24 protein-coding genes are annotated in these 24,503 nt (G+C 40.5%); 8 read left to right on the top strand and 16 right to left on the bottom strand.

The features are described from left to right. Positions 1–26 precede the first annotated feature (26 nt). Positions 27–2,021: a transketolase gene (gene tkt, locus AAEY97_RS12300; protein ID WP_101085325.1), complete on the bottom strand. Its 1,995-nt coding sequence runs from the start codon at positions 2,019–2,021 to the stop codon at positions 27–29. Positions 2,022–2,553: 532 nt separating this feature from the next. Here tkt and metK point away from each other — a divergent pair. Together metK and AAEY97_RS12290 are read left to right on the top strand one after the other, a co-directional pair. Then, positions 2,554–3,705, top strand: a complete 1,152-nt coding sequence (metK, locus tag AAEY97_RS12295) for a methionine adenosyltransferase (protein ID WP_162023823.1) — start codon at positions 2,554–2,556, stop codon at positions 3,703–3,705. 174 nt (positions 3,706–3,879) lie between these two features. Next, positions 3,880–4,467 (top strand): GNAT family N-acetyltransferase, encoded by a 588-nt coding sequence (locus AAEY97_RS12290; protein WP_350999062.1) that lies wholly within the window; start codon positions 3,880–3,882, stop codon positions 4,465–4,467. A 162-nt stretch (positions 4,468–4,629) separates the two neighbouring features. Here AAEY97_RS12290 and AAEY97_RS12285 read toward each other — a convergent pair whose 3' ends face one another. Genes AAEY97_RS12285 through AAEY97_RS12275 form a run of 3 tightly spaced genes read right to left on the bottom strand, consistent with a single transcriptional unit; the run spans position 4,630 to position 5,805 of the window. Continuing rightward, positions 4,630–4,986 (bottom strand): hypothetical protein, encoded by a 357-nt coding sequence (locus AAEY97_RS12285; protein WP_350999059.1) that lies wholly within the window; start codon positions 4,984–4,986, stop codon positions 4,630–4,632. A 48-nt stretch (positions 4,987–5,034) separates the two neighbouring features. Beyond that, entirely contained in the window at positions 5,035–5,583 is a 549-nt protein-coding gene (locus AAEY97_RS12280; RefSeq protein WP_101085321.1) for a GNAT family N-acetyltransferase, read from the bottom strand. 3 nt (positions 5,584–5,586) lie between these two features. After that, positions 5,587–5,805 (bottom strand): hypothetical protein, encoded by a 219-nt coding sequence (locus tag AAEY97_RS12275; protein WP_101085320.1) that lies wholly within the window; start codon positions 5,803–5,805, stop codon positions 5,587–5,589. 122 nt (positions 5,806–5,927) lie between these two features. Here AAEY97_RS12275 and AAEY97_RS12270 point away from each other — a divergent pair, with 122 nt between their 5' ends. Continuing rightward, the gene (locus AAEY97_RS12270) at positions 5,928–6,353 is read left to right on the top strand and encodes an META domain-containing protein (RefSeq protein ID WP_101085319.1); all 426 of its coding nucleotides are present in this window, start codon (positions 5,928–5,930) and stop codon (positions 6,351–6,353) included. A gap of 166 nt (positions 6,354–6,519) precedes the next feature. Continuing rightward, complete coding sequence (gene argR / locus AAEY97_RS12265) at positions 6,520–6,990, top strand: transcriptional regulator ArgR (protein WP_011636127.1); 471 nt, start codon at positions 6,520–6,522, stop codon at positions 6,988–6,990. A gap of 62 nt (positions 6,991–7,052) precedes the next feature. On the opposite strand, the gene AAEY97_RS12260 is transcribed toward argR, so the two are convergent. The 6 genes from AAEY97_RS12260 to AAEY97_RS12235 form a co-directional block, all read right to left on the bottom strand. Continuing rightward, a complete protein-coding gene (locus AAEY97_RS12260; protein WP_101085318.1) occupies positions 7,053–7,991 on the bottom strand; it encodes a Dyp-type peroxidase in 939 nt (312 codons plus the stop codon). Positions 7,992–8,467: 476 nt separating this feature from the next. Next, positions 8,468–9,502: an ABC transporter ATP-binding protein gene (locus tag AAEY97_RS12255; RefSeq protein WP_350999107.1), complete on the bottom strand. Its 1,035-nt coding sequence runs from the start codon at positions 9,500–9,502 to the stop codon at positions 8,468–8,470. Continuing rightward, positions 9,502–11,133 carry an ABC transporter permease gene (locus AAEY97_RS12250; RefSeq protein ID WP_162023826.1) on the bottom strand — a complete coding sequence of 544 codons (1,632 nt, stop codon included), beginning with the start codon at positions 11,131–11,133 and terminating at the stop codon, positions 9,502–9,504. Before AAEY97_RS12250 ends, AAEY97_RS12255 begins: the two co-directional genes overlap by 1 nt. 102 nt (positions 11,134–11,235) lie before the next feature. Continuing rightward, a complete protein-coding gene (locus tag AAEY97_RS12245; protein ID WP_350999055.1) occupies positions 11,236–12,243 on the bottom strand; it encodes a Fe(3+) ABC transporter substrate-binding protein in 1,008 nt (335 codons plus the stop codon). Positions 12,244–12,458: 215 nt separating this feature from the next. Further along, a complete protein-coding gene (locus AAEY97_RS12240; protein ID WP_162023829.1) occupies positions 12,459–13,208 on the bottom strand; it encodes a ferredoxin--NADP reductase in 750 nt (249 codons plus the stop codon). Between the two features lie 142 nt (positions 13,209–13,350). Continuing rightward, positions 13,351–13,968: a DUF5610 domain-containing protein gene (locus tag AAEY97_RS12235; RefSeq protein ID WP_192114233.1), complete on the bottom strand. Its 618-nt coding sequence runs from the start codon at positions 13,966–13,968 to the stop codon at positions 13,351–13,353. A 206-nt stretch (positions 13,969–14,174) separates the two neighbouring features. On the opposite strand from AAEY97_RS12235, the gene AAEY97_RS12230 reads away from it, so the two are divergent. Both AAEY97_RS12230 and AAEY97_RS12225 read left to right on the top strand, forming a co-directional pair. Next, positions 14,175–15,662 (top strand): FMN-binding glutamate synthase family protein, encoded by a 1,488-nt coding sequence (locus AAEY97_RS12230; protein ID WP_350999050.1) that lies wholly within the window; start codon positions 14,175–14,177, stop codon positions 15,660–15,662. A 149-nt stretch (positions 15,663–15,811) separates the two neighbouring features. After that, the gene (locus AAEY97_RS12225) at positions 15,812–16,003 is read left to right on the top strand and encodes a hypothetical protein (protein WP_162023832.1); all 192 of its coding nucleotides are present in this window, start codon (positions 15,812–15,814) and stop codon (positions 16,001–16,003) included. 205 nt (positions 16,004–16,208) lie between these two features. On the opposite strand, the gene AAEY97_RS12220 is transcribed toward AAEY97_RS12225, so the two are convergent. Together AAEY97_RS12220 and AAEY97_RS12215 are read right to left on the bottom strand one after the other, a co-directional pair. Continuing rightward, positions 16,209–16,457, bottom strand: coding sequence for a hypothetical protein (locus tag AAEY97_RS12220; RefSeq protein ID WP_101085312.1), 249 nt, complete (start codon positions 16,455–16,457; stop codon positions 16,209–16,211). A gap of 283 nt (positions 16,458–16,740) precedes the next feature. Continuing rightward, positions 16,741–18,534 carry an ABCB family ABC transporter ATP-binding protein/permease gene (locus AAEY97_RS12215; RefSeq protein ID WP_350979028.1) on the bottom strand — a complete coding sequence of 598 codons (1,794 nt, stop codon included), beginning with the start codon at positions 18,532–18,534 and terminating at the stop codon, positions 16,741–16,743. A 351-nt stretch (positions 18,535–18,885) separates the two neighbouring features. Here AAEY97_RS12215 and AAEY97_RS12210 point away from each other — a divergent pair, with 351 nt between their 5' ends. Next, on the top strand, positions 18,886–19,062 hold the full coding sequence (locus tag AAEY97_RS12210) for a hypothetical protein (protein ID WP_011636116.1): 177 nt from the start codon (positions 18,886–18,888) through the stop codon (positions 19,060–19,062). A gap of 44 nt (positions 19,063–19,106) precedes the next feature. Here the strand turns inward: AAEY97_RS12210 and aroG are convergent, their stop codons facing one another. Next, positions 19,107–20,162 carry a 3-deoxy-7-phosphoheptulonate synthase AroG gene (aroG, locus tag AAEY97_RS12205; RefSeq protein ID WP_350999047.1) on the bottom strand — a complete coding sequence of 352 codons (1,056 nt, stop codon included), beginning with the start codon at positions 20,160–20,162 and terminating at the stop codon, positions 19,107–19,109. 430 nt (positions 20,163–20,592) lie between these two features. On the opposite strand from aroG, the gene AAEY97_RS12200 reads away from it, so the two are divergent. Then, complete coding sequence (locus tag AAEY97_RS12200; RefSeq protein ID WP_350999044.1) at positions 20,593–21,435, top strand: substrate-binding periplasmic protein; 843 nt, start codon at positions 20,593–20,595, stop codon at positions 21,433–21,435. Positions 21,436–21,440: 5 nt separating this feature from the next. Here AAEY97_RS12200 and AAEY97_RS12195 read toward each other — a convergent pair whose 3' ends face one another. The 3 genes from AAEY97_RS12195 to AAEY97_RS12185 all read right to left on the bottom strand — a co-directional run bounded on the left by AAEY97_RS12195 (position 21,441) and on the right by AAEY97_RS12185 (position 24,493). Next, complete coding sequence (locus AAEY97_RS12195; protein ID WP_502959461.1) at positions 21,441–22,556, bottom strand: tetratricopeptide repeat protein; 1,116 nt, start codon at positions 22,554–22,556, stop codon at positions 21,441–21,443. 202 nt (positions 22,557–22,758) lie between these two features. Beyond that, positions 22,759–23,193: a hypothetical protein gene (locus AAEY97_RS12190; protein WP_502959460.1), complete on the bottom strand. Its 435-nt coding sequence runs from the start codon at positions 23,191–23,193 to the stop codon at positions 22,759–22,761. A 49-nt stretch (positions 23,194–23,242) separates the two neighbouring features. Continuing rightward, entirely contained in the window at positions 23,243–24,493 is a 1,251-nt protein-coding gene (locus AAEY97_RS12185) for an ammonium transporter AmtB (protein WP_101085306.1), read from the bottom strand. Between the last annotated feature and the right edge of the window lie 10 nt (positions 24,494–24,503).

The raw sequence follows: 24,503 nt of genomic DNA, 5'->3' as shown, positions 1-24,503 counted from the left end.
ATAGATAAGTGTTTAATCTCAGATGATTATCCTAAAGATTGGACAGTTTTTACTACATTATCAACAGTGAAGCCGAAATGTTTAAGTAAATCACCACCAGGAGCAGACTCACCAAAGGTGGTCATACCCACTACAGCACCATCAAAACCAATATATTTGTACCAGAAGTCAGTATGTGCCGCTTCAACCGCAACACGTTTAGTGACACCTTTTGGTAGTACAGATTCTTTGTAAGCAGCATCTTGCTTATCAAACTCAGTCGTAGAAGGCATAGAAACTACCCGCACTTTTTGACCTAGTTTGGTGAGCTCTGCGGCAGAATCCATCGCCAACTGCACTTCTGAACCTGTGGCAATCAAAATCACATCAGCAGTGCCTTGGCAATCAGACAGTACATAACCACCTTTAGCTACGTTAGCTAATTGCTCAGCAGTACGCGCTTGTGCCTTAAGACCCTGACGACTAAAGATTAATGAAGTTGGTGCATCACGACGTTCAATCGCCGCCTTCCAAGATACTGCCGTTTCCGCAGCATCACATGGACGCCAAACAGCCATATTAGGCGTTAAACGTAAGTTAGCTAATTGCTCAACCGGTTGGTGAGTTGGGCCATCTTCGCCTTGACCGATTGAATCATGGGTATAAACGAAAATGTTTTGAATGCCCATTAATGCTGACATACGTACCGCGTTACGTGCGTACTCCATGAACATCATGAAAGTTGCGCCATAGTTAATAAAACCACCATGTAACGACGCGCCGTTCATAATACCGCTCATACCGAATTCACGTACACCGTAATAGATGTAGTTACCGGCAGGATCGTCTTGAATACCTTTTGAACCAGACCAAAGCGTTAAATTAGAACCGGCTAAGTCAGCGCTACCGCCAAGTAATTCAGGCAACATAGCACCAAAGAAACCAATTGAATTTTGAGACGCTTTACGACTCGCAATACCTTCGGCTTTATCTTGGCTTTCTTGGATAAAGGCTTGTGCTTTTGCTTCAAAATCTGCAGGTAAGTCACCTTTTAATACGCGACGTTCATATTCTGCAGCCAGTTCAGGGAACGCAACTTGGTAAGCAGCAAACTTGTCATTCCATAATGACTCGTTAGCAACACCTTTATGTTTAGCATCCCAACCAGCATACACATCAGATGGGATTTCAAAAGGAGCGTGTGGCCAGTTTAAGAACTCACGAGCGGCTGCAATTTCAGCATCACCTAATGGTGCACCATGACAATCATGGCTACCCGACTTGTTAGGCGAACCAAAACCAATAATGGTTTTACAGCAAATCATCGATGGCTTATCTGTTACAGATTTAGCTTGTTCAATCGCGGCGCGGATAGCATCAGGATTATGACCATCTACATCGGCAATAACGTGCCAGCCATAGGCTTCAAAACGTTTAGGAGTGTCATCAGTGAACCAGCCTTCAACATGACCATCGATAGAAATACCGTTGTCATCCCAAAATGCGACTAACTTTCCAAGGCCTAATGTTCCGGCTAATGAACTGACTTCGTGAGAAATACCTTCCATTAAACAGCCATCACCTAAGAAACAGTAGGTGAAGTGATCGACGATGTCGTGGCCTGGACGGTTAAACTGAGCCGCCAAGGTTTTTTCCGCAATAGCCATACCAACAGCATTACTCAAACCAGCGCCTAAAGGACCGGTTGTAGTTTCAACACCAGGGGTATAACCATATTCAGGATGACCAGGCGTTTTTGAATGCAGCTGACGGAATTGCTTTAGCTCTTCAATAGGCAATTCATAGCCAGTTAAATGCAATAAAGAGTATATAAGCATAGAGCCATGACCGTTTGACAGAACAAAACGATCGCGATCGACCCAGTTAGGATTAGTTGGATTGTGCTTTAGAAAATCATTCCATAGCACTTCGGCGATATCTGCCATCCCCATTGGGGCACCTGGATGACCAGAGTTAGCTTTTTGAACCGCATCCATACTTAGGGCGCGAATAGCGTTAGCGAGTACTTTACGAGATGACATGCTCTCTCCTGCTTGTTTGTAAGGTCTAACGGGCAATTGTGAAGCCATATTTTCCCCTACAAGGCGATGTGACGCAAATTAAAATTTTTCGGGTTTCTTTTTAACCGTTAAATAAACGGTGATTTCATACAATGCCAATAAATAAACATCGTAAATACAGCATCAAATGGTCAGCATGACCATAACATGAGATAAATACAGAGTAATTATTTATTGCCACTTGTAAATAAAAAGTATCGTGATTGGCAGAGCTATGGCTCTGATTAGGCAATATAATCTCTAATCTATCAAAAACATTGTCTATTTTTATGATAAATACACCGCGCAAGTCGATGAGCATTTAAATAAAGCAATATGAATCAAACACTTGATTTTTCACCAGTATAAACATATCTATGATTAACAAAAAAAATTATGCTCCATTGCACAATTCTCCAGTTAAATTCGTACAAAGGGGTGTTATCAAATTAGATTTCGACTAAAATAGACGTCTAGACGTATATTCAAATGCAACCAACGAGATTCTCCTATTATGGCAAAGCACTTGTTTACCTCTGAGTCTGTCTCAGAAGGTCATCCAGATAAAATCGCCGATCAGATTTCTGATGCGGTATTAGACGCAATACTTGAGCAAGATCCAAAGGCTCGTGTTGCGTGCGAAACGTATGTCAAAACCGGTATGGTATTAGTGGGCGGTGAAGTCACCACTTCTGCTTGGGTAGACATTGAAGAAATTACCCGTAAAACCGTACGCGAAATCGGTTACACCAATTCAGATATGGGTTTTGATGCTGATTCATGTGCGGTACTTAATGCCATAGGCAAACAGTCACCAGACATCAATCAAGGTGTTGATCGTTCAGACCCTGCAGAGCAAGGTGCTGGTGATCAGGGTTTAATGTTTGGTTATGCCAGCAATGAAACTGATGTATTAATGCCTGCACCGATTACTTACGCGCACAAATTAGTTAAGCGTCAGTCTGAAGTACGCAAAGACGGCACACTACCTTGGTTACGCCCAGATGCTAAAAGCCAGGTAACGTTTGCTTATGATGATGGCAAAATCATCGGTATTGATGCGATTGTATTATCTACTCAACATCGTGAAGACGTGAGTCAAGCTGATTTAATTGAAGCGGTAATGGAAACTATCATCAAGCCGGTATTACCTGCTCAATGGTTAAACAAAGACACTAAATACTTTATCAACCCTACTGGTCGCTTTGTGATTGGTGGCCCTGTTGGTGATTGTGGTTTAACAGGTCGTAAAATTATTGTAGATACCTACGGCGGTATGGCTCGTCACGGTGGTGGTGCTTTCTCTGGTAAAGACCCATCAAAAGTAGACCGTAGCGCGGCTTATGCTGCACGTTATGTAGCTAAAAATATCGTTGCTGCTGGTTTAGCTGACCGTTGTGAGCTACAAGTGTCATATGCTATTGGTGTTGCAGAGCCAACGTCTATTAGTATTGAAACATTCGGTACCGGTAAAGTATCAGAAGAAGTATTGATTAAATTAATACGTCAACACTTCGAATTACGTCCATACGGCTTAACAGCAATGCTAGATTTGGCACGCCCAATCTATCAGCAAACTGCTGCTTATGGCCACTTTGGCCGAGATATCTTCCCTTGGGAAGCGACTGATAAAGCTGAAGCACTTCGTGCAGATGCAGGTTTATAATCAGCCAGCATAATTATCGTCTTAAGCTAGTGTCTGTATTAAGCTAACACGATAAAAAATAAAACCGCCAACTGGCGGTTTTATTTTATCTATCATTGGCAATACAATGATTTGATCTAAACATTTAATCTCAACATTTAATCTCAACAATTAATCTCAACAATGGCTCAGATTATGTATCAACCCACTTGGCTAAACACAAAGATAACAGCAAACCACCAGCCATCAACGGCAACTAACCCCTGTGCGATAAACAGCCCTGTTACTAACATTCCAGCCATTAACTTGCCAGCCATTAAACAGTGGTCTGCAATCAAGTTATTCTATCGTCAACATATGCCGTATGCTCGATTAGCTCAGAAAGAGTTTGTGGCTGTCATTCATCATCTAAGCCCACCAGCTACTGATGAAGTTGATATAAGCCAGCAAAAAATAATCGCTGCGGTAAGAGTTAAACCTATTGGCCAATATCAATTAATCAATGGATTATTGGTTCACCCTGACTACCGTGGACAACAGCTTTCAACTCAGTTATTGAAATTTATCGCGCCCAAATTAACCGCTAAAAATTGCTTCTTGTTTGCTCATCCGTGGTTAATTGGCTTATATCAACAGCAGCACTTTATCGTTATAGATCAAAATGTCGTGATAGGTCAAAATGATTTATCAGCGATACCAGCAGACATCACTCAGTTGTATCGTCGCTATCACAGTGAACAACGACCACTAGTGTTGATGCAGCTCAATGATCCCGATAAATAATCTAGATTAATAATCTAACTCAATAAGATCAATGAGCCAAACTCAGACAAAATCTAGATCGTATTAAAGCCTCTCAAGGCTATTGCACACCAATAAATTTAGCCCAAATAGACTTAAGCGTAATCAAACTAAGTCAGCATAAGTACAAGGTGATCGAACTCGTTAACAATGATCGAAATGTGAACTTTCAATACACATAAACGACACTTGTTGCATTGTCATTACGGGCACTACTTTGACATTGATAGACGCTAAGTTAATCCGCTCGACATCGGTAAATAGCGTAATCGCTGCTTGATAATTATTGGTTACGCCACAAAATAGCCACATGTCTTGCCAGCGCACAAAATACCCCGATTGCTGCAATTGCGGATCATCTGGATTTTGTAAATCGGCTTCAACACACTCATACAACTCTGTCGCATCAGTCAACACCGCGGCTATTAGCTTCATATTGTCAAATGCAGATAATCTTAAATCCAAATAGGGTGAAAAGAGTGCTTCAAAGTTAGTACTCATAATATTCCTCATAAATAACCACTTTATCAACACCCCTTAGTATAACGATCACGTAATATTAGCTGTGGCCAGTAAACAATAATCACGTTGTTCAAAACGAAATTGATCAATCTCTGTCATTGCGGCTTTTTGTTGATGTGCTGCCAACGAACGCGCATTGTCAGCGGCAACATACGTCACCATAAATGGAAAGGTATCTGCCACTTGTTTTTTTAATTCGGTAACCAGCGCCGAAAAAACTCCCTGGCCGCGTTTTGATTCTTGTATCCAAACGGGTCCATATTGGCACGTGTTAGTCGTCGATAAAGCTTGTCCATTTAAATCGGCAAACTTAAGTTTTTGAATAATATGTCGGTACAATGGTTGCGAGGAAAAAAATGACCATTTTGCCGCCATCACATATCCAATGATCACCCCTTGCTCTTCAGCTACGATAAACCAATGTTGATTTATCAACTGGCTCACCTCTGCTTTGGTAAATGAATGAGCATGAAGTTGGCTATTTGAACCTACCAACTCATCATCAACATGGGCTCGTTCTAACTGCACAATAGCAGCAACATCGGTTAATAACGCCTTACGGATAATAAATGACAATGATTATTCCTTTGACCCTGAATTGGGAGATTGTTTCTTAGCCCATTCTATCACTAGCGCAACGGGCAGCGGAGACATAATTAGTGTTCCCACGCCAATGAGTGAAGCAATGACCAACATCCCACTGACTTGTTGACCGATATCACTTTGCCAATATAAGCCGACACCCACCAACAACATGATTAAACCGACGAAATGTAACACTTTAACTAATTTGATCATTTGCGACTCTTTAATACGTTAAATAATGTTCATTAATCCAAAACATTACAATTATTTACGCTCTTATTCACACTCAAGTAGTAGAATAACGGCAATTTTTTGGTATATGGAAATCTCTCAACATGATAAAGCATATTCTCGGCGCCACTGTTATATTTTTAGGCCTTAGTGCTTGTCAAAGCCACACTCAAATTGTCTCAAATGAACAATTAATTGGTACTTGGCATGTAGAAGTCGTCCTCGACACTCCTACCATTAATAATAGCCCAGCAAATTTAGTTTTTGCTCCAAACGGTGAACTGACAGGTAATAATAGCTGTAATCAATTTTTTGGTCGTTACGCCCAACAAGGTCACTTGCTTCAACTTGCACCATCAGGTTCGACTATGAAAGCCTGTATCGATAGTTTAATCACCCAAGAAGCTGAACTGATGCAAGCGATTTCATTGGTAGAACAAGTTGATTTCTCTAAAGGAAAACTCAATCTATTGTCTATAAATGGTGATACGCTATTGGTACTGACAAAACAATCGTTACCCTTATCCTAAAGCCTATGGTTTAAATGAGTCGCCGGATTAGTTATTAGTGTCAGTTTAAAGTTCCATTAAAAAATGAATTTTTATTCAATAAATCTGATTCTTTCTTGACTTAATAAGTCAATCTATTCAAAATGTGCTAGATTTTTGAATAACAACTATAAGATGAATTATCACTATGCCAGCGACAAGAAATCAGGATGAGCTCGTACGCACTTTTAAAGCGATTCTCAAAGAAGAACGTTTTGGAAGCCAAAGCGAGATTGTTAATGCGCTTCAAGCCGAAGGATTCGGTAATATTAATCAATCTAAAGTATCACGTATGCTCAGCAAATTTGGTGCTGTACGCACTCGCAACGCTAAGCAAGAGATGGTGTATTGCCTCCCTGCCGAGCTAGGCGTACCTACTGCGGGTAGCCCAGTTAAAAATTTGGTATTGGATGTCGATCATAACCAAGCCATGATCGTGGTAAGAACTAGCCCTGGTGCTGCGCAATTAATCGCCCGTTTGCTCGATTCAATAGGCAAACCAGAAGGGATATTAGGTACTATTGCCGGTGATGATACTATTTTCATCTGTCCAGCAAGTATTAAAACCATTGATGAGACATTAGAAACGGTTAGATCTTTATTCAACTATAGTGAATAAAAAACCATTTCAATAAAAAAGCAATGCCATGGCATTGCTTTTTTATTACCTAAAACTGGCGTTTACGCATCATCAAATTGAGTTAAAAAATCCAATGATGGCACAAAGAAAGACGACCCAGTCAGCGCTTTAGTAAACAACATCAAATGATCATGATTCCCGTGACCATCACCGTGCACCATACTGCGGAGCATTTGTTCGAAGTGATCCGGTGTACGACATACTGAAATAAACATCAATCCTTGTTCTCTAATCGAACCATATGGCATGCTTTGACGTAAAATTTCTAATGCGTTACCGTGTGGATCTTTTAAGTTAACTCGTTTTGTGTGGCTGGTTAATGGCTTATCTTCTGATTCATACTCAATATCATCAACTTTGGTACGACCAAAAATATCTTCTTGTTTTTTAAGCGGTAAACGATGCCACTTACTTAAGTTATGCATGTATTTTTGAACATGAACATAACTACCAGAGACAAATTCTTGATCTTCATCACCGACAAGTGCAACTTGTTGACGATGGCGTCCTTTAGGGTTTTCAGTACCATCAACAAAACCAGTTAAGTCACGACTGTCCATAAAGCGAAAGCCACGTTCCTCATCGACTAACTCGACCAAATCTTCAAACATTTGGTTAATTTCATTGGCGACAAGATGCAAAATATCATAGCGATCACAACGGATATGAATAAACAGATCATATTCCATTGCAGGTGCATCACGGTTACCTTCACTCATGGCCGGAAAAGGTTTTAATAATGCAGGGCGAGATTCTGGATAAAAGGTATCCCAAAAATTAGCCCCAATACCCACAAAGCCATTAAAAGCACTGTCGGCATATTGATCCGTGAGTTCATAAATATACTGCGCTACATTAGCAATAGATGGGCGTAACTGATCTTCAACACCATCGTTGGCATTAAACATCAAGTACACACTGTGTAAATTCCCTTCTGCGCAAATTCCTAACTGTTCACGAGGCATAACTTGGTTACCCATATTAACTTCATCCATCTTAATACTAAATGTCGGCCTAAACGGTGATAATTTAACGTTTTGATGTTATTCGACGGCGATTAACATCTCTTACCAGTTAAGCTAATCATTAGATTAACTTAATCAAATTTAAATTACTTGAAGTGTACTCACATTTAGCCCGTTTGTAATACATATTGTATTCATATTCGTGCAGATAACAGCTTGATCATTCATTACAATTGTTAACGAACTCACTAGAGTTAAGGGCCAAAAAGTAAGCCCTAAATCAGATATTTAGCCTATGTCATCGTAAAATTAGCCATTATTTTGCAAGCATGAGGTAAGTATCTTATTGCTGGGGTGTTTAAAGCAGCGTTATTACAAGTTAATAACGTACTGTTAGCAACACTTTTAGCAAACAAAGGGTAATTTGATAACCACTTTCCCCGAACTAAGGTTCACTGCAGGCTGGACAATTAAAATTACAGCATTGATAGTTAATTAAAAATCACCAGTGGATGCGCTGTAATATTTATGTCCACTCGTTGACCGGGCATTAACGTCGTTGATTGGCTACTGACGTCCAAAATATCATCGCCAATTTGGACCTGATAATGACATACCGTACCAAGGAAATGCCTTTCGACAATGCATCCTCGGCCATTGATACAAGGATGTAACTCAATTTGCTGTGGTCTCAATAATAATTGCCCTTGGCTGCCAACAGGTAAAGACAATGCTTCTGTGCTGCTAAGATCGCCCAAGGAATAGTGCACTTGATGGCTGGAGGTGACCGTAACAGGTAAATAATTACCTGCGCCTAAAAAGTCGGCAACGTAGCGATCAGTTGGTGCACTGTATAAGGTTTCGGCTTTACTATGCTGAATAATGGCGCCATCCTTAAATAAAGCCAGTTTATCTGCAAACACAAATGCTTCATCTTTACTGTGAGTCACAAACACGGCACTGACATTACGTTGTTTCAATATGGCGCGAATTTCTAACATCATATCGTTACGAACTTGCGCATCGATATTGGAAAAAGGTTCATCTAGCAATAATAATTCTGGTTGATATGCCAATGCACGTGCAATCGACACTCGTTGCTGTTGACCGCCTGATAATTCATGCGGGTAACGCGATGCCAACCCGGTTAATTTAACCAACTCGAGCATTTCTTCTAATCGAGCTAACCGCGCAGTACGATTGAGTTCGTTAACCCCAAATAAGATATTGTCTGCCACGGTTAAGTGCGGAAATAAGGCATAGTCTTGAAAAATCATTCCCACACCACGTTGCTCGCTCGCAACAAACACACCATCACCACTCAGCGTTTGCCCATTGATGCTGATGCAACCTTGGCTAATGGCTTGTAAGCCCGCAATCGCGCGCAGCAGTGTTGTCTTGCCGCAGCCACTGGGGCCTAATAATGCGACAATTTCACCTTGCGCCAAGGTAAGATCTAAATGGCGCAACACCACTTGACCGTGATAATCGCTGCAAACATTTTCAATGGTTAAGGTTGACATAATTAGCCTTGTTGCTCCAAAGAGCGATTAAGATAAATCAAGGGTACAAGCCCAACTAACACAATCACAATAGCGGCCAATGCGCCATGTTCTAGTTTTTCATCTGAGACAAATTGGAAAACATAAGTCGCCAAGTTTTCAAATCCTATAGGACGCAATAATAACGCTGCGGGTAATTCTTTCATGCTTTCAATAAACACTAACAAAGCACCGGCAAAAATCCCTTTGCGTAATAAAGGCAAATGTACTCGCCATAGTAGCTGAGTAGGCGTTCGTCCTAAGGTAATACACGCCATGTCTAAAGAAGGGGAAATACGTTTATAACTGTTTTCTAAACTGCCGATGGATATAGCAATAAAACGAACACAAAAAGCAAAAATCAGTGCAAACACGCTGCCAGTCAGCAATAAACCTGGGCCTTGGGCGCCAAACCAATCGTAAATATCGTTAATCGCAAAGTCGATAAGCGTCAGAGGTACTAATACACCAATCGCCAACACCGTTCCCGGTAAAGCATAACCAGTACTGCTCAATCTTGCGGGAAGCTGATCACTTTGTCGCGGACTCACACGGCGTACAAACATTAATATCAATGATAGGACTACGCACACACCACTGACAATAGCGGCAATATATAAACTGTTTAGGCTATACTGCCAAAATCGAACATCCCAACTTTCATTGAAATAATCGATAGCATATCCACACAACACAATGAAAGGTAATAAAAAGGCTGTAAATAACAAAACAGCGCAATAGCCTAATGCGACCCAAGCCATTTTTGGTGACAACACATATCTGTCAGCTTCATTAAGAGAAGATTGTTTTTGAAATAATTGTTGTTTCCGCCGGGCAAAACGCTCAACCCCAATCATAGAAAATACCACTAACAGCATAATGGCTGACAGCTTTGCTGCCGCGGTTAAACTGCCATAGCCGAGCCACGTGTCGTAAACTGCTGTGGTTAATGTCGGTACAGCAAAATAACTCACGGTGGCAAAGTCTGCTGCGGTTTCCATTGCCACAAGTGCAACGCCGACAGCCAAAGCGGGTCTTGCCATTGGCAGCGCAAGACGCCAAAAACTGCGCCACGGACTACATCCCATGACACGCGATGCATATAACAAACTGGAAGACTGCTCCATAAACGCAGTACGCGCTAATAAATAAATATAAGGAAACAATACTAACGATAATATTATCGCTGCTCCGCCAAGACTGCGTATCGCGGGAAAGTAATAGTCGTGGGGAGATTGCCAGTCAAACCAAGCCCTCAATACACGTTGCACCGGACCTGCATAATCAAGCATGTCGGTATAAACATAAGCCACAATGTAGGCTGGCATCGCTAACGGGAGAAGGAGTAGCCATTGAAAGTAACGGCGAAAGGGAAAGTCACAACGGGCAATTAACCAAGCAGCAGGAATCGCTAAAAGTAGGCTTCCGAGTCCAACCAACAACATAAGCAATAAACTATTGACTATGTATGTCGGTAGCACTGTATTGAATAAATGGCTAAATACAGCTTGATCAGGAAGAGTGGACTGCACAATTAAGGCAATCAGTGGCAAGATTAATATTGCCGTAATAAAATAACCAGCAAGCGACCAGCTTCTGGTTAAACCTAAAATCATAAATAATACCGAGTTAACTTAGCGCACCATCAATAAATCTATCAATCTATCAATCTATCAATCATATCGATAATGCGCTGATAATGTTTAAACAAGCTTCAATTAAAGATCAAATTTCACTTCATCAAGCAGTTTTACAGCGTCTTGATGGTATTCAGCCAACTTATAGATAGGCAAACTATCGGCTTTAAAATCACCCCATGACGCCACTAATTCAGACGGTTCGACATCAGCCTTTACCGGATATTCCATATTAACTTCAGCATACATTTTCTGTGCAACGTTTGAAGTAAGAAATTCCATTAGCTTAATCGCATTATCTTTATGCGGTGAATGTTTGGCTAATGCCATACCTGATACGTTTACATGAGCACCACGGTTCTGTTGATTAGGAAAGTTAATTTCAACCGCTTCAGCCCAGCTTTTCTGATTTTTATCCATCAGCATGTTGCCGTAGTAGTAGCTGTTACCGATAGCAATGTCACACATGCCTTCTTTAACTGCTAATACTTGATCACGATCATTGCCTTGAGGCTTACGAGCTAAATTAGCTTTTACCCCTTCTAACCAGGTTTTCGTTTTCGCTTCACCGTCATGGGCAATCATCGACGCCACTAATGCGACGTTATAAGGGTGTTTACCGCTGCGGGTACAAATTTTACCTTTGTATTCTGCTGAAGCTAAGTCTTCGTAATCGATGTCAATTTTACCGCTACGCTCTTTTGAAGAATACAGATTACGAACACGCATCGTCAGCGCATACCAATTGTTATGTTGTGACCGATATTGAGGGGGAATATTGCTATTAATCACCGCACTGTCGACGGGAGAAACAAGATCTTTTTCCACTAATTCCATTAAGCGAGAGAAGTCAGATGTTAACACCACGTCAGCGGGAGATAGGCGACCTTCACGCACCATACGTTCTGCAATGCCATCTTTAGCAAAAACAACCTTTACGTCGACACCACTTTGCTCGGTAAACTTTTCTAGAATAGGTTCAATCAGGAAAGCTTGGCGATAAGAATAAACCGTTAATGCATCTGCAGCACTCACAGAAGAAGCAACACAAGCCAAGCCTAATAATGCGACACTTTTTAGCAATTTCATTAATCAACGCTCCTTAACTGAATCAATATTCCGCCGCCACCGGCGCAATTGATAATGGTTATCAATTGCAACAGGGTAAGTGATCATATCAAAAGGAGCAAGTGCTGTTTCACATTCAGCGGTTAAAACGCCAAGGCTAAAACATCAAATTGTTATGCTGTAAGCCAATATGGCAAGCTTAAGCCACTATCATGGAATTATGATTGACCAAAACATTACCAGTATTTTTCGACCGTAATTTGTCCAGGCGCTCGTCGAAGATTTTTTACTAAGCCTTTTTCAACTAAAGCGGTTTGCGCATCATTTATCATTCCTGGGTTACCACAAATCATCACTTGAGAATGTTCCGCATTAATCCCTAAGCCTGCTTTCTGTTCAATTAATCCGCTGCTAATGCCATCAGGAATACGACATGATAAGCCTTCGGGATAATCTTCACGGGTCACAATGGGAATAAACACAAACTGCTGAGGATATTGACTAATAAACTGTTTAATCGTTTCTAAATAAGCTAAATCTTCACCAAGTCTTACACCATAAACTAGCACGACTTTTTCAAAGCGTTGCCAAGGCTCATCGGTTGCAAGCATAGAGATAAAAGGCCCCACTGCAGTGCCTGTTGATAACAGCCATAAGTGTTTACCTTGCAATGCCCCTTTAGGCACCTCATCTAAGGTCATAAAACCGGTCGCTTTGGGCGTGATTTGAATGGTATCACCTGGGCTTAATGCTTTTAGATCTGGAGATAACTGACCATCCTCTACCGCAACAGCCAGCACCTCGACATAATCAGTCCCGGGGGGATTTACAAGCGAATACGCACGCGCGACACGTTTATCATCACGCATTTGGCTGAGCTTAATAAACTGACCTGCGATAAAAGGTTCGACATCGGCTTTGATACGCAACGAGAATAATTTATCATTCCAATCAATGCGTTTTAGCACGGTACCGGTAATCCACATGACTTTGTTCCTTTTAGACTGGCGTATGTATTTACTATAATACCAATCTATACAGATATTTGCTTAATTAAAAGCCTCCCCGATTTATATCTATAGTGAATAATCACACGCGATTAACTCACTTAAAAGAACAGAGCTAAGTTTACGTAGTTGATGAATCTTGCTTAGCTGAATGGCCATCTAGGCGGTCTTGTTGAAACTGAGCAAGTTTTTGCTGTATGAGCTCATAGGTTTGATCGACTCCTGCTGCAATATCGCCTTCTAATACTTTGAGCCCAGATAAGATATCGCTAGCCTCTTTAAAACCTTGATCAATAGCATCACCAATTTTCACCATAAAACTGCTAACTTGCTCATCAAACCCCATGGATTTATTTTGTTGTTGATGTACCGAGAAGAAATTTGTGGCAAAGCTGACAATACGATCGGCTGTCGCTTCAGGAGAGTAATCCACTCCACTTTCAATACTCTTTTGGACTGAGTTCTCCCCCAGTGTTGGCGCAAGCTCTTCATTAATGGCTTCAATCGCGGCACGGTAAAGTAATGCCATAGACTTATCACCCGCAGCAATACTGACTTCTTCTTGCGCCGCTAAAATCGAATTATTCATCATTTGTCGACTTAGCTGATTGCTGGTTAACTTAGGCTCAACCGGGGAATTTTTTTCAGCTTGGTGGCTTGATGAAGTTTGCGATGTATTAACTGTTTTATTGTCACGCAGTGGACTGGCATTACTGCTATTTGATTGTTTAATTTCCATGATATTAGCTCGCATACAATGACCGATAGCTTAATTATCGACCAAAAAACTCATTTCTAAAGTCATAAATTAAAACAATTAAGAGAAATTTATTTATATCAATTTTACTAAAGAATAGCCTGTTGATTAACATCATCAATTTAACTTGCCCAAATGAACATCTGCTAATATGGTAATCAGATTGATAGCCAAATAGGAATAACAACATGCCGCAACAACATTGGTTCATGTGGGGAATAGATATTTTTTCTGGTCTTTTCTTAGTGTTATTTTGGTTATTACTGATCGCTGTAATTTACATGTTTATCGCTGATAAACTGCAAACCAAACAAGCCATTCGACACAACTACCCTGTTATCGGTCGATTTCGATATATATTTGAAAAACAAGGTGAGTTTTTTAGACAATACTTTTTTTCTCAAGATCGCGAAGAACTGCCGTTTAATCGAGCCGAACGTAGTTGGGTATATCGCGCAGCTAAAAATGTTGACAGGACAATTGCGTTTGGGTCGACACAAGTTCTGGATAAACCGGGTGCGGTAATGTTCATGAACTCAGCATTCCCCGTCAGTGATCATGACACTCACCAAACCATCGCAGTAATCATTGGTCCTGAATGTAAACACCCTTACACAACCGATAAAATTTGCCATATCTCGGCCATGAGCTTTGGTGCCTTGTCTCGCCCAGCCATTACAGCACTATCCCATGGTGCAGCAAAAGCAGGCTGTTGGCTCAATACTGGCGAAGGTGGGTTAAGTCCTTATCATCTAAAGGGACATTGTGATTTAGTGTTTCAGATAGGTACCGCTAAATATGGTGTGCGTAACGAGAATGGTCATTTAGACCCACAAAAACTGACCGATATTGCCGCTCATCCTGAAGTAAAAATGTTCGAAATTAAATTAAGCCAAGGTGCTAAGCCTGGCAAAGGTGGTATTTTACCGGCGATAAAAGTCACCGAAGAAATCGCAGCTATTCGCGGTATCCCAGCAGGACAAGACTCCATAAGCCCCAATGGCCACATTGAATTACATAATGTTGCTGACATTGTCGATATGATCAATCAAGTAAGAGATATCAGCGGTAAACCAACCGGTATTAAAGCGGTATTAGGTGACATGTCATGGGTTACTGAATTTCTAGATGAAATTGAACGTCGTGGTATTGAATATGCGCCAGACTTTTTTACCTTAGACAGTTCCGATGGTGGTACGGGCGCGGCACCACAAGCCTTAATGGATAATGTCGGCTTACCATTGCGCCAAAGTTTACCGTTACTGGTTGATTTACTTAATGAACGCGGCTTTAAACAACGTATTAAAGTGATTGCGACCGGTAAAATGATCATGCCGTCATACGTGGCATGGGCATTAGCCACCGGTGCCGACTTTATTGCTTCAGCTCGCGGAAATATGTTTGCCTTGGGCTGCATTCAATCGTTACAGTGCAACCGAGACACCTGCCCAACCGGTATAACCACTCACAATATACGATTGCAAAAAGGCTTGGATCCAAAAGATAAATCTGCACGCGTCGCAAACTACAATCATTTCTTACATTACGATTTAACCATGATCGCACATTCATGTGGTGTAACCGACCCAAGATACTTAACCCGCCATCATGCCCGAATAGTGCAATCAACGGGTGTAGCGGTCACTCTCGATAAACATTACCGACATATGCAATAAATTAAACCTCAACCCCAGTGAATAACTGGGATGCGCTGAGCGGATTACTTTGCCGAAGTTAAGAATAGGTGTACAATATATTTTGATATCGATCACAGTAAGTAGTCTTAATGTGATTTTAAAGAGGCATCAATTCAGGGGATTTCGTGTTGAACATAAAAACGAATGCAGCAGATCTAAATGTCAAAAGCTTAAGTTTAAGCTGCAGAAACTGTAATCGGATGACAGAAATCGAAGGTGAATTTGTGTGTTTTGAACAAGGAAAAATCAAACGCTTAACTTTAGATCCTTCTCCAGCTGCACTCATAAAAATGGTCTGTATTGGTTGGCAGAAAAAGTAAGCTTTTGATCATTAGTAGCAGCACTCGTCACCATTGAATCAACTCACTATAATTCCTATCTTCTTCCAAGTATTTGATACCGTAAACCAGCCAAATACTAGCGACTAAAGTCATTTGAACATGTCAAAATACATCCGTTGATATCACTTTATCTGCATAATGTGCAAATCAATGAACCAACATAAGTTGATTAACGCGATGTAAACTAAGAAAGCATGTCCTGCGGATCATCACTTTGTTTAATAATGTTTTTATCAAGGTCTTTGTTCATTGCTTTAGCTAAAGTGAGTCCTCGAGTCGTTACTCTCAAACCGGCACATAAGTCGTTATAAACTATTTTAATAGCATCATCAGACATGTTACGCGTTTTAAGCATTGCCATAATAGCAAACCAATCGGTTGTCACTTGATGTCGGGTGCCTTCTAGCGCCGCAATTAACGCAATATTATGCACAAGTCACCTCCATACACGAATTCGCACCTTTGATAAAATCCAATTGATTGAAAAATAAAGTTATCTGGAATAAATAACCCACAAGTTAGGCTATAGATTAACTGCGTTGATCACTGTCGTCAAAAGATTCATTCGCGTTAAATATATCCAGACGATTTAAACACCACTCAGCGCTGTTAAAGTAGTCAGATACTGAGTGTTTACGCTATAGAGAGATTTTTATTTGTGGCAACGACAGTATTTTACCCGACAACATCATAGCGCGATATCCATTGACCAATCCTTAATCATTTGGCAGATCTTTTTGTTCATGTTGAATATGCCAAAGCCGAGCATAAAGCCCTTGTTGAGCTAACAAACTGGTATGAGTTCCATGTTCAACAATCTTACCTTTACTCAATACAACGATTTGGTCAGCATCAATAATGGTCGATAAACGATGGGCGACGACTAAACTTGTATGGCCTTTGGCTGCATCTCGCAAGGCGCTCAAAATGGCTTGCTCTGAGCGTGAGTCTAATGAAGATGTGGCTTCATCGAACACTAAAATAGGCGCTCCTTTCAACACCGCGCGTGCAATAGCAACTCGTTGCTTTTCGCCGCCGGAGAGCTTTAATCCTCGCTCACCGACCTTGGTGTTACCTTTATCCGGCAATGATTCAATAAAGTCACTCAAATGAGCCAATTTAATCGCCGCGAGAATCTCATCATGGGTAGCATTTGAGCGGCCATACCTAATATTTTCATAAATAGAATCATTAAATAACACAGTATCTTGCGGTACTACTGCGATGGCTCTTCGTAAGGCCTGTTGGCTAAGTTGACGCACATCAATACCATCAATAGTGATAGACCCACGGTCAACATCATAAAAGCGGAATAACAGTTTAATGATAGTTGACTTACCTGCGCCACTGTCGCCCACTACGGCAATTTTTTTCCCTGCTGGCACATCAAAACTAACGCTGTTTAAAATAGCGCGTTGGTCGTAATGAAAGCTCACATCAGTAAACTTTATTGCCCCGACAGTTGGACTGGCTTCAATAGCATCGACGCGGTCTAACACTTGTGGTTGTTTGTCTAAAATATCAAACATACGCTCAATATTGGCTAATGCTCCACGGATCTCACGGTAAACAAAGCCTAAAAAATTTAATGGAATGAACAGCTGCATCATAAAAGCATTAATGAGAACAAAGTCACCAATTGTCATCGAGCCTTGGCTCACTTCATAAGCCGCCAGCGCCATCATAGCCGTCATCGCAACAGCAATAATTAATGCTTGTCCACCGTTAAGAGCAAACAATGATAAACGGTTTTTTCGCTTTGCAACTTCCCATTGTTCAAGTGCGGAATCATACCGTTGTGACTCAAATTCTTCATTGTTAAAATATTTTACAGTTTCATAATTTAACAAGCTATCGATTGAACGCGTATTAGCCAGCGAGTCAGCTCTCGCAGCATCGCGCACATAACCCGTGCGCCACTCTGTCGCCACAATTGAATAACCAATATAGGCCACCACAGAAAATAAAGTGATCAGTGCAAAACTGGCGCCATAGTTATAAAAGAAAATACCGATCACTAAGGCAATCTCAAGCAGGGTTGGCACAATATTAAATACCATAAAGCGCATTAAAAAACTGACGCCACTTGTGCCGCGTTCAATATCACGAGACAGGCCGCCAGTACGGCGATCTAAATGAAAATCAAGATCGAGCCGATGTAAATGTTCAAAAACGGCTCTTCCAAGGCGGCGAATAGCGCGTTCGGTAACACGGCCAAATAACGTATCTCTTATCTCGCCAATTATAACATTCAGCAAACGTACCATGCCGTAAGCTAGCACCAATCCAACAGGAACTGCGATGAGCTGGGCTGAAGATTGCTTATCAAGCGTATCGACTAATTCCTTCAGAATAAATGGCAGTGCAACACTCGCAATTTTAGCAACGATTAAGCAAATCATTGCTAACAACACTCGTGCTTTAAATTCTAATAAATATGGCCATAATAATCTTAAAACATGCCAATTTAACTTCCCTACCGGGCCTTCGAAATACGCAGAAGGTCTCATTTATGCTCCAATTAATTACCACTGCTATAGGCAGTTCGCCACGACCTAATATTGATTGTCTTATTATATGTCATTTTCTAATCAGACATCGGTCACATTACTATGGATTAAGTCCACACTCATGTTTATCATAAAAGGGCTATTTGAGCGCCAGGCAAATAGTACTTTAGAACTATCAATGAATAAAATTACACAGACTAAAATACTACTTTTTAAATTTTTTTAGTCATTTTATGCTTTTTTAAGCTAAATAGAGTTATTTCTGTTGGCAGAATTTGTTACTCTTCAAGCACAGATAAACGCCTGTTTGATAATAAACAAACAACGATTTACTAGTTTAAAGGATGCTTTATGTTGGATAGCTCGAAAATTCAATACCCACCATTACAACTAATACAAACATGGGTATGGATGATGATTGAATCAGGTAACCCTGAACTGCAAGATAAAGGGCGTGATAATCTTATTTCAGCGTTTGGCAGTTTAGCTAAGGCCAATGAATACTTAGTACAACATATAAAAAAATAAGGCGCATTGTGCGCCTTATTTTTTTAGGTGTAACTAATCAAATATCAAGCTTTACGACGGTCAAGTACACTCTTATTTAGTGTTGCTAAAAGTGACTCTGTATCATCCCAGCCGATACAAGCATCTGTTACGCTCTGTCCATAACACAATGCACTACCTTCAATAAGGTCTTGGCGTCCTTCAACTAAATGACTTTCAACCATCACACCAAAAATAGCATGATTACCTTGAGATATTTGCCCTGCAACATCATCGGCAACCATCATCTGCTTCTTGTAATCTTTACTACTATTAGCATGGCTAAAATCAATCATAATATTATCTATCAAACCAGATTTAGCCAGCTGCTTGGCAATATCGGACACGTGTTCGGCACTATAATTAGGCGCCCGACCTCCACGTAAAATAATATGACAATCTGGATTCCCTTTGGTTGACACTATGGCTGAATGACCAAACTTAGTGACCGACAAGAAATGATGTGGAGCGCTCGCAGCTCCAATGGCATCAATAGCCACTTTAATGGTTCCATCGGTACCATTTTTAAATCCTACTGGACAAGATAGCCCCGATGATAGTTCACGGTGTACTTGAGATTCGGTAGTACGTGCACCAATAGCGCCCCAACACATCATGTCAGCAACATATTGAGGCGTGATCATATCTAAAAACTCACCTGCTGTTGGTATACCAGAGTCATTTAAATCAACGAGTAATTTACGAGCGGTCCGTAAACCATCATTTAATTGAAAACTGTTATCCATATACGGATCATTAATTAACCCTTTCCAACCTACTGTCGTTCTCGGCTTTTCAAAATACACTCGCATGACAATTTCAAGCTGATTTTTATACTGTTCCCGCAATTTAACTAAGCGTTGACCATACTCTAAGGCGGCAACAGGATCATGAATTGAACAAGGGCCAATCACCACTAATAAGCGATCATCTTTACGGGCTAGAATTTGATGAATACTGTTACGCGCATTGAAAACAGTTGATGATGCATGTTCGGTTGCCGGAAATCGTTCTAGAATCGCAATGGGTGGAAGCAATTCTTTTATTTCATCGATACGAATATCGTCATTTTGATAATGCATAGTGGTTACAACTCCGGCAAAACGTCTTATGAGTCTGATTCAATAAAATAAATCAGCTGATACAATTCATTAAAAATGTTAAAAAAACCATCGAAAAAATGAACATGAATCATCAATTTAACCAGTATCTATCGACAAATCAATCAAGTATTATTCATCAGTGCCGATAGTAGTGACTATCAGTAAGTGATTGGGAATACGTAATAGGAAGCAATAGCAACTGAGCTCACTTGGCTACCGCGTAAACCGAGTATGAAATACACTTATACATTGATTTTTTAGCACCAAATATCACTAAAATAAACTGTCTCATAAAAAAGACACTCTGATGATATTAATATGCTTTACTTTAATGATTAACATCATTAATTCAACACAAGGAAGATGAGCAACTTAATACTTGGCAAGCTATCCAGAGGAGGATAACAGATTGAAATATTTTAATATTTATTTATTAGGTTCATTGTTAACTCTTTGCAATCCTGCGATTGCCACGTCAGTAGATCCCATCGATGATACGCACGAATTAGTCGAACTCCACTCGCAAAATTACCATACAACGTTGATTTCGATCATTAATAGCATCAGTTTCTCTACCAGTAACAGTATTGCACCCTACTTCTTTACCGATGAAAACACTGGTGTGCAGTATGACCTTCTGAAGGCTGCTCTGGACAGTGAAAATATAGACATAAAAGAGATTGTGCATGCGCCTAATTTGCGTGCGCAGCGCCTAGTCAAAACCAATAAAATAGACTGCATGATCAATGCACCCGATAACGTGGCAGGACTGTTTTATACACAGAGCTTGCTTGAATATCAAAATAGCGTGTTTTACTTATCTAGAAATAACCTTAAGATTGAACAAATTAACGATCTTAGCGCATTGTCTATTTTAGGATTCCAAAATTCAAAACAATACTTAGGTGATGAGTTTAAAGACATCGCGAATGCCAACCCTAACTACAGTGAAATCACCAATCAGAAAAGCCAAGTGGTGATGTTATTTAATGGATATGTGGAGGTCATTGTTTTAGAAAGACGAATATTTGAATATTATCGTCATTTACTCAAATCAAAACTCGATACCAGCATACCAGTAACAGAAGTGGCACTCTTTGACCCTGCTCAACGTAAAATTGCCTGTTATGATCAAAAAACGACTAACCGAGTAGATAGTGCCATTACGACACTTAAACAGTCATATCGCTACCAAGAGATACTCGACCTAGCTGAACAAAACAATTATCAACCGCAGTATCAAATGCCTTAAAGGTACTAATTCTGTTTCAACGCTTGCAGCTTAATTTGGTAACGTTGCTTATTATTGCTATCACTTAAGGCTAACGCACGTTTAAGGTTTTTCTCAGCCAGACGCTCTTCACCTGTTGCCCAATAAGCCCTAGACAACCCAAAATAAAATTCATGACGATAATCCGCTTTATCAACTGCTCGTTTATACCATATGAGTGCATCTTGATATTGCTTATCAAAATACGCTTGTTGAGCCATGTCAAAATAGTAAAATGGATTATTTATTCTCGCGAGTTCAAGCACTTTATGTATTTGCGCCCATTCATCTAAACGCCCTTGTTCACCTAAAATCAACGCCAAATTGTATAATGTGGTTAAATCTTGCGAGTCAATTTGTAACGCTAAACGATATGCATATTCAGCCTCAACTTCGTAGCCCTTATGTCGATAAATAACTGCTAGAGTATTGATGGCCGCCACATATTGCGGATCCAATTGAATGCTTTTTTTAATCAGTGCATAAGCCGCATCAAAATCAGTTTTAATTAACGCTTCTGCTGCAATATTATTATAAAACATCGCGGTTAGCTGGCGCTTATTAACTGTTTTTTTATGATAAGCACGCACAGAGCGTTCAGGCAAAAAGTCCACTAGAACATCAGTACCTCTAAATAACACAGTGTTATTAGCCCTTGGAGGTAACAAACGTAAATTAACGTGACCATTAACTAAATAAAAACCACCTCGCCTATCCCAAACGGGTTCTACATCTATGTCATTAAACTCCACGGGCACATTTAACGCATCTGCCAACGCCGCCGATAACACAACCAAAGACATACAATTACCTTGACGATTAAGCACCGTTTCACTGGCTGAGCGGGTAACATTATCACGGTACTCAAAACCACCATCTTGTGCGCCTATATATTGAGCCAACCATTCATTAGCCAGAATATTTTGACTGCGAAGAGTACTATCAGCTTGAAACTGTCGCCTAAATTGTGCGACAAACTTATCAGGTAAACGATAAATATCATCAATAGCCACAGTCTCAACAGGCATGAACATTTCATCATGAAATAGGTCAGTAATCTTGATTGCTTTGTTTTGGGGCTGAGTTGATTGACAAGCGCTCATGCTGAAAAGTAAAACAACAAGCAGTAGATAGGTCCATTGAAGTCGTAAGTGGTCATCCTTGGCAAAGGGATTAACCTCTGTCTTTTTTGGGTGATGAGTAAACATTATTCAGCCCTCAGATAGGAATACGCTATCTAAAAGCATAGTCAATAGATGCCCATTAGACCAAAACAACCACTACAAGTTTGTAATGGCTTATTCGCTACTGAGGAGGATTTACACTAACAGGAGGATCTATTTGGATAAAAAGTTGTGTGTCTTGATATTCGTAGGGACGATAAAATTGATTGCCACAGCTAAAATAATGAAATGGTGACGTCACGGCTAAACAACCAATAGGCAGTGATTGCAAAATCATTATCTGCTGTTGCTGTCTTAACAACTCTTGCCATTCGTGCTGTTGTAATACACTGTCGCGAACAGCAAAAGCATCAAAAGGCGTTGATGACTGGCTCACCACAACGGTGCCAGCATAGCTTGCTGCGCTTAATAACAAAGATCCCATTAATAAATTTATCAGTATTGGTTTCATCATCACCTCATCACAGATTTCATCATCTAATAGTGTATACGTTAAACTGGCATATGGCCCTTTATTTACCTCCATTGAGTCAGTAATAACGTTATTAATCTGCAAAAAAAACAGAACCCTAAGGTTCTGTTTTCTATGTTAACTAATTAACTCATTAGCCAGCGGTTTTCACACTCACAAACTCAGGGTAAGCATCTACTCCACAGTCAGAAGCATCCATACCGTTGTACTCTTCTTCTTCTGTCACACGGATACCCATAGTCATTTTTAATACAAACCATACCAGTAACGATGTGGTAAATACCCAAATGAAGATAACCGCAGCACCGTATAGCTGACTGCCAAAACTAGCATCGGCATTTGATAATGGTACTAACATTAGTCCAAGGAATCCCGCAACACCGTGCACCGAAATGGCACCGACTGGATCATCAATTTTAATTCGGTCAAATGCAATCACTGAGAAGATAACAACTGCACCAGCAACCAAACCAATTACACCAGCCATTAACAACGAAGGTGATAAAGGATCAGCAGTAATTGCCACTAAACCCGCTAACGCACCGTTTAAAATCATGGTTAAATCAGCTTTACCCCAAACAACTTTACACACAATAAGCGCTGAGATTGCACCAAATGCGGCGGCAGAGTTAGTGTTTACAAAGATTTTAGCGACAGCACTGGCGTTTTCAGCATCTGAAACCAACAGCTGTGAACCACCGTTGAAACCAAACCAACCCATCCATAAAATGAACATACCTAAAGTAGCCATTGGTAAGTTAGAACCTGGAATAGGATGAACTTGGCCATTTTCACCATATTTACCTTTACGAGCACCAAGAAGCAGCACACCAGATACTGCAGCTGCAGCACCAGCCATGTGCACAATGCCACTACCAGCAAAGTCAACAAAACCAGCTTCAGAGAGGAATCCACCACCCCATGTCCAGTAACCTTCAATAGGGTAAATAACAGCGGTCATGACGACCGAAAAAGCTAAGAAAGACCATAACTTCATCCGTTCAGCCACAGCACCAGATACTATCGACATTGCCGTAGCAACAAACACGACTTGGAAGAAAAAGTCTGATTCCAAAGCATGGTCTGCACCATCGGCTTGCGAACCGATTAACGAACCAAAAGAAGGAATGAAACCACCTTCTACATTGTCGACATACATGATGTTGTATCCGACGAATAAAAACATCACACATGCAATTGAATATAAACACACGTTTTTAGTTAATATTTCAGTGGTGTTTTTTGAGCGAACTAAGCCGGCTTCTAACATGGCAAAACCCGCTGCCATCCACATAACTAACGCACCTGAAATGAGGAAATAGAACGTGTCTAATGCAAAACGTAGTTCAGTTACCGTCAGGCCTAATTGAGTTAATTCTTCCATAGCAGCCTCC

Origin of the sequence: Shewanella sp. TB7-MNA-CIBAN-0143, assembly GCF_040310065.1 — a bacterium.
Taxonomy (GTDB): domain Bacteria; phylum Pseudomonadota; class Gammaproteobacteria; order Enterobacterales; family Shewanellaceae; genus Shewanella.
The sequence above is the reverse complement of the archived record's forward strand: the minus strand, read 5'-3'. Positions and strand labels throughout refer to the sequence as shown.

Bases quoted from the DNA above. Each gene is read 5' to 3' on its own strand.
- AAEY97_RS12275 (WP_101085320.1), bottom strand. From the start codon at position 5,805: ATGATCAAATTAGTTAAAGTGTTACATTTCGTCGGTTTAATCATGTTG.
- AAEY97_RS12240 (WP_162023829.1), bottom strand. From the start codon at position 13,208: ATGTGGATTACCGGTACCGTGCTAAAACGCATTGATTGGAATGATAAA.
- aroG (WP_350999047.1), bottom strand. From the start codon at position 20,162: ATGCATTATCAAAATGACGATATTCGTATCGATGAAATAAAAGAATTG.
- AAEY97_RS12235 (WP_192114233.1), bottom strand. From the start codon at position 13,968: ATGGAAATTAAACAATCAAATAGCAGTAATGCCAGTCCACTGCGTGAC.
- AAEY97_RS12290 (WP_350999062.1), top strand. From the start codon at position 3,880: ATGTATCAACCCACTTGGCTAAACACAAAGATAACAGCAAACCACCAG.
- AAEY97_RS12270 (WP_101085319.1), top strand. From the start codon at position 5,928: ATGATAAAGCATATTCTCGGCGCCACTGTTATATTTTTAGGCCTTAGT.
- AAEY97_RS12285 (WP_350999059.1), bottom strand. From the start codon at position 4,986: ATGAGTACTAACTTTGAAGCACTCTTTTCACCCTATTTGGATTTAAGA.
- argR (WP_011636127.1), top strand. From the start codon at position 6,520: ATGCCAGCGACAAGAAATCAGGATGAGCTCGTACGCACTTTTAAAGCG.
- tkt (WP_101085325.1), bottom strand. From the start codon at position 2,021: ATGTCATCTCGTAAAGTACTCGCTAACGCTATTCGCGCCCTAAGTATG.
- AAEY97_RS12245 (WP_350999055.1), bottom strand. From the start codon at position 12,243: ATGAAATTGCTAAAAAGTGTCGCATTATTAGGCTTGGCTTGTGTTGCT.
- AAEY97_RS12215 (WP_350979028.1), bottom strand. From the start codon at position 18,534: ATGAGACCTTCTGCGTATTTCGAAGGCCCGGTAGGGAAGTTAAATTGG.
- AAEY97_RS12260 (WP_101085318.1), bottom strand. From the start codon at position 7,991: ATGGGTAACCAAGTTATGCCTCGTGAACAGTTAGGAATTTGCGCAGAA.
- metK (WP_162023823.1), top strand. From the start codon at position 2,554: ATGGCAAAGCACTTGTTTACCTCTGAGTCTGTCTCAGAAGGTCATCCA.
- AAEY97_RS12185 (WP_101085306.1), bottom strand. From the start codon at position 24,493: ATGGAAGAATTAACTCAATTAGGCCTGACGGTAACTGAACTACGTTTT.
- AAEY97_RS12210 (WP_011636116.1), top strand. From the start codon at position 18,886: ATGTTGGATAGCTCGAAAATTCAATACCCACCATTACAACTAATACAA.
- AAEY97_RS12230 (WP_350999050.1), top strand. From the start codon at position 14,175: ATGCCGCAACAACATTGGTTCATGTGGGGAATAGATATTTTTTCTGGT.
- AAEY97_RS12250 (WP_162023826.1), bottom strand. From the start codon at position 11,133: ATGATTTTAGGTTTAACCAGAAGCTGGTCGCTTGCTGGTTATTTTATT.
- AAEY97_RS12195 (WP_502959461.1), bottom strand. From the start codon at position 22,556: ATGAGCGCTTGTCAATCAACTCAGCCCCAAAACAAAGCAATCAAGATT.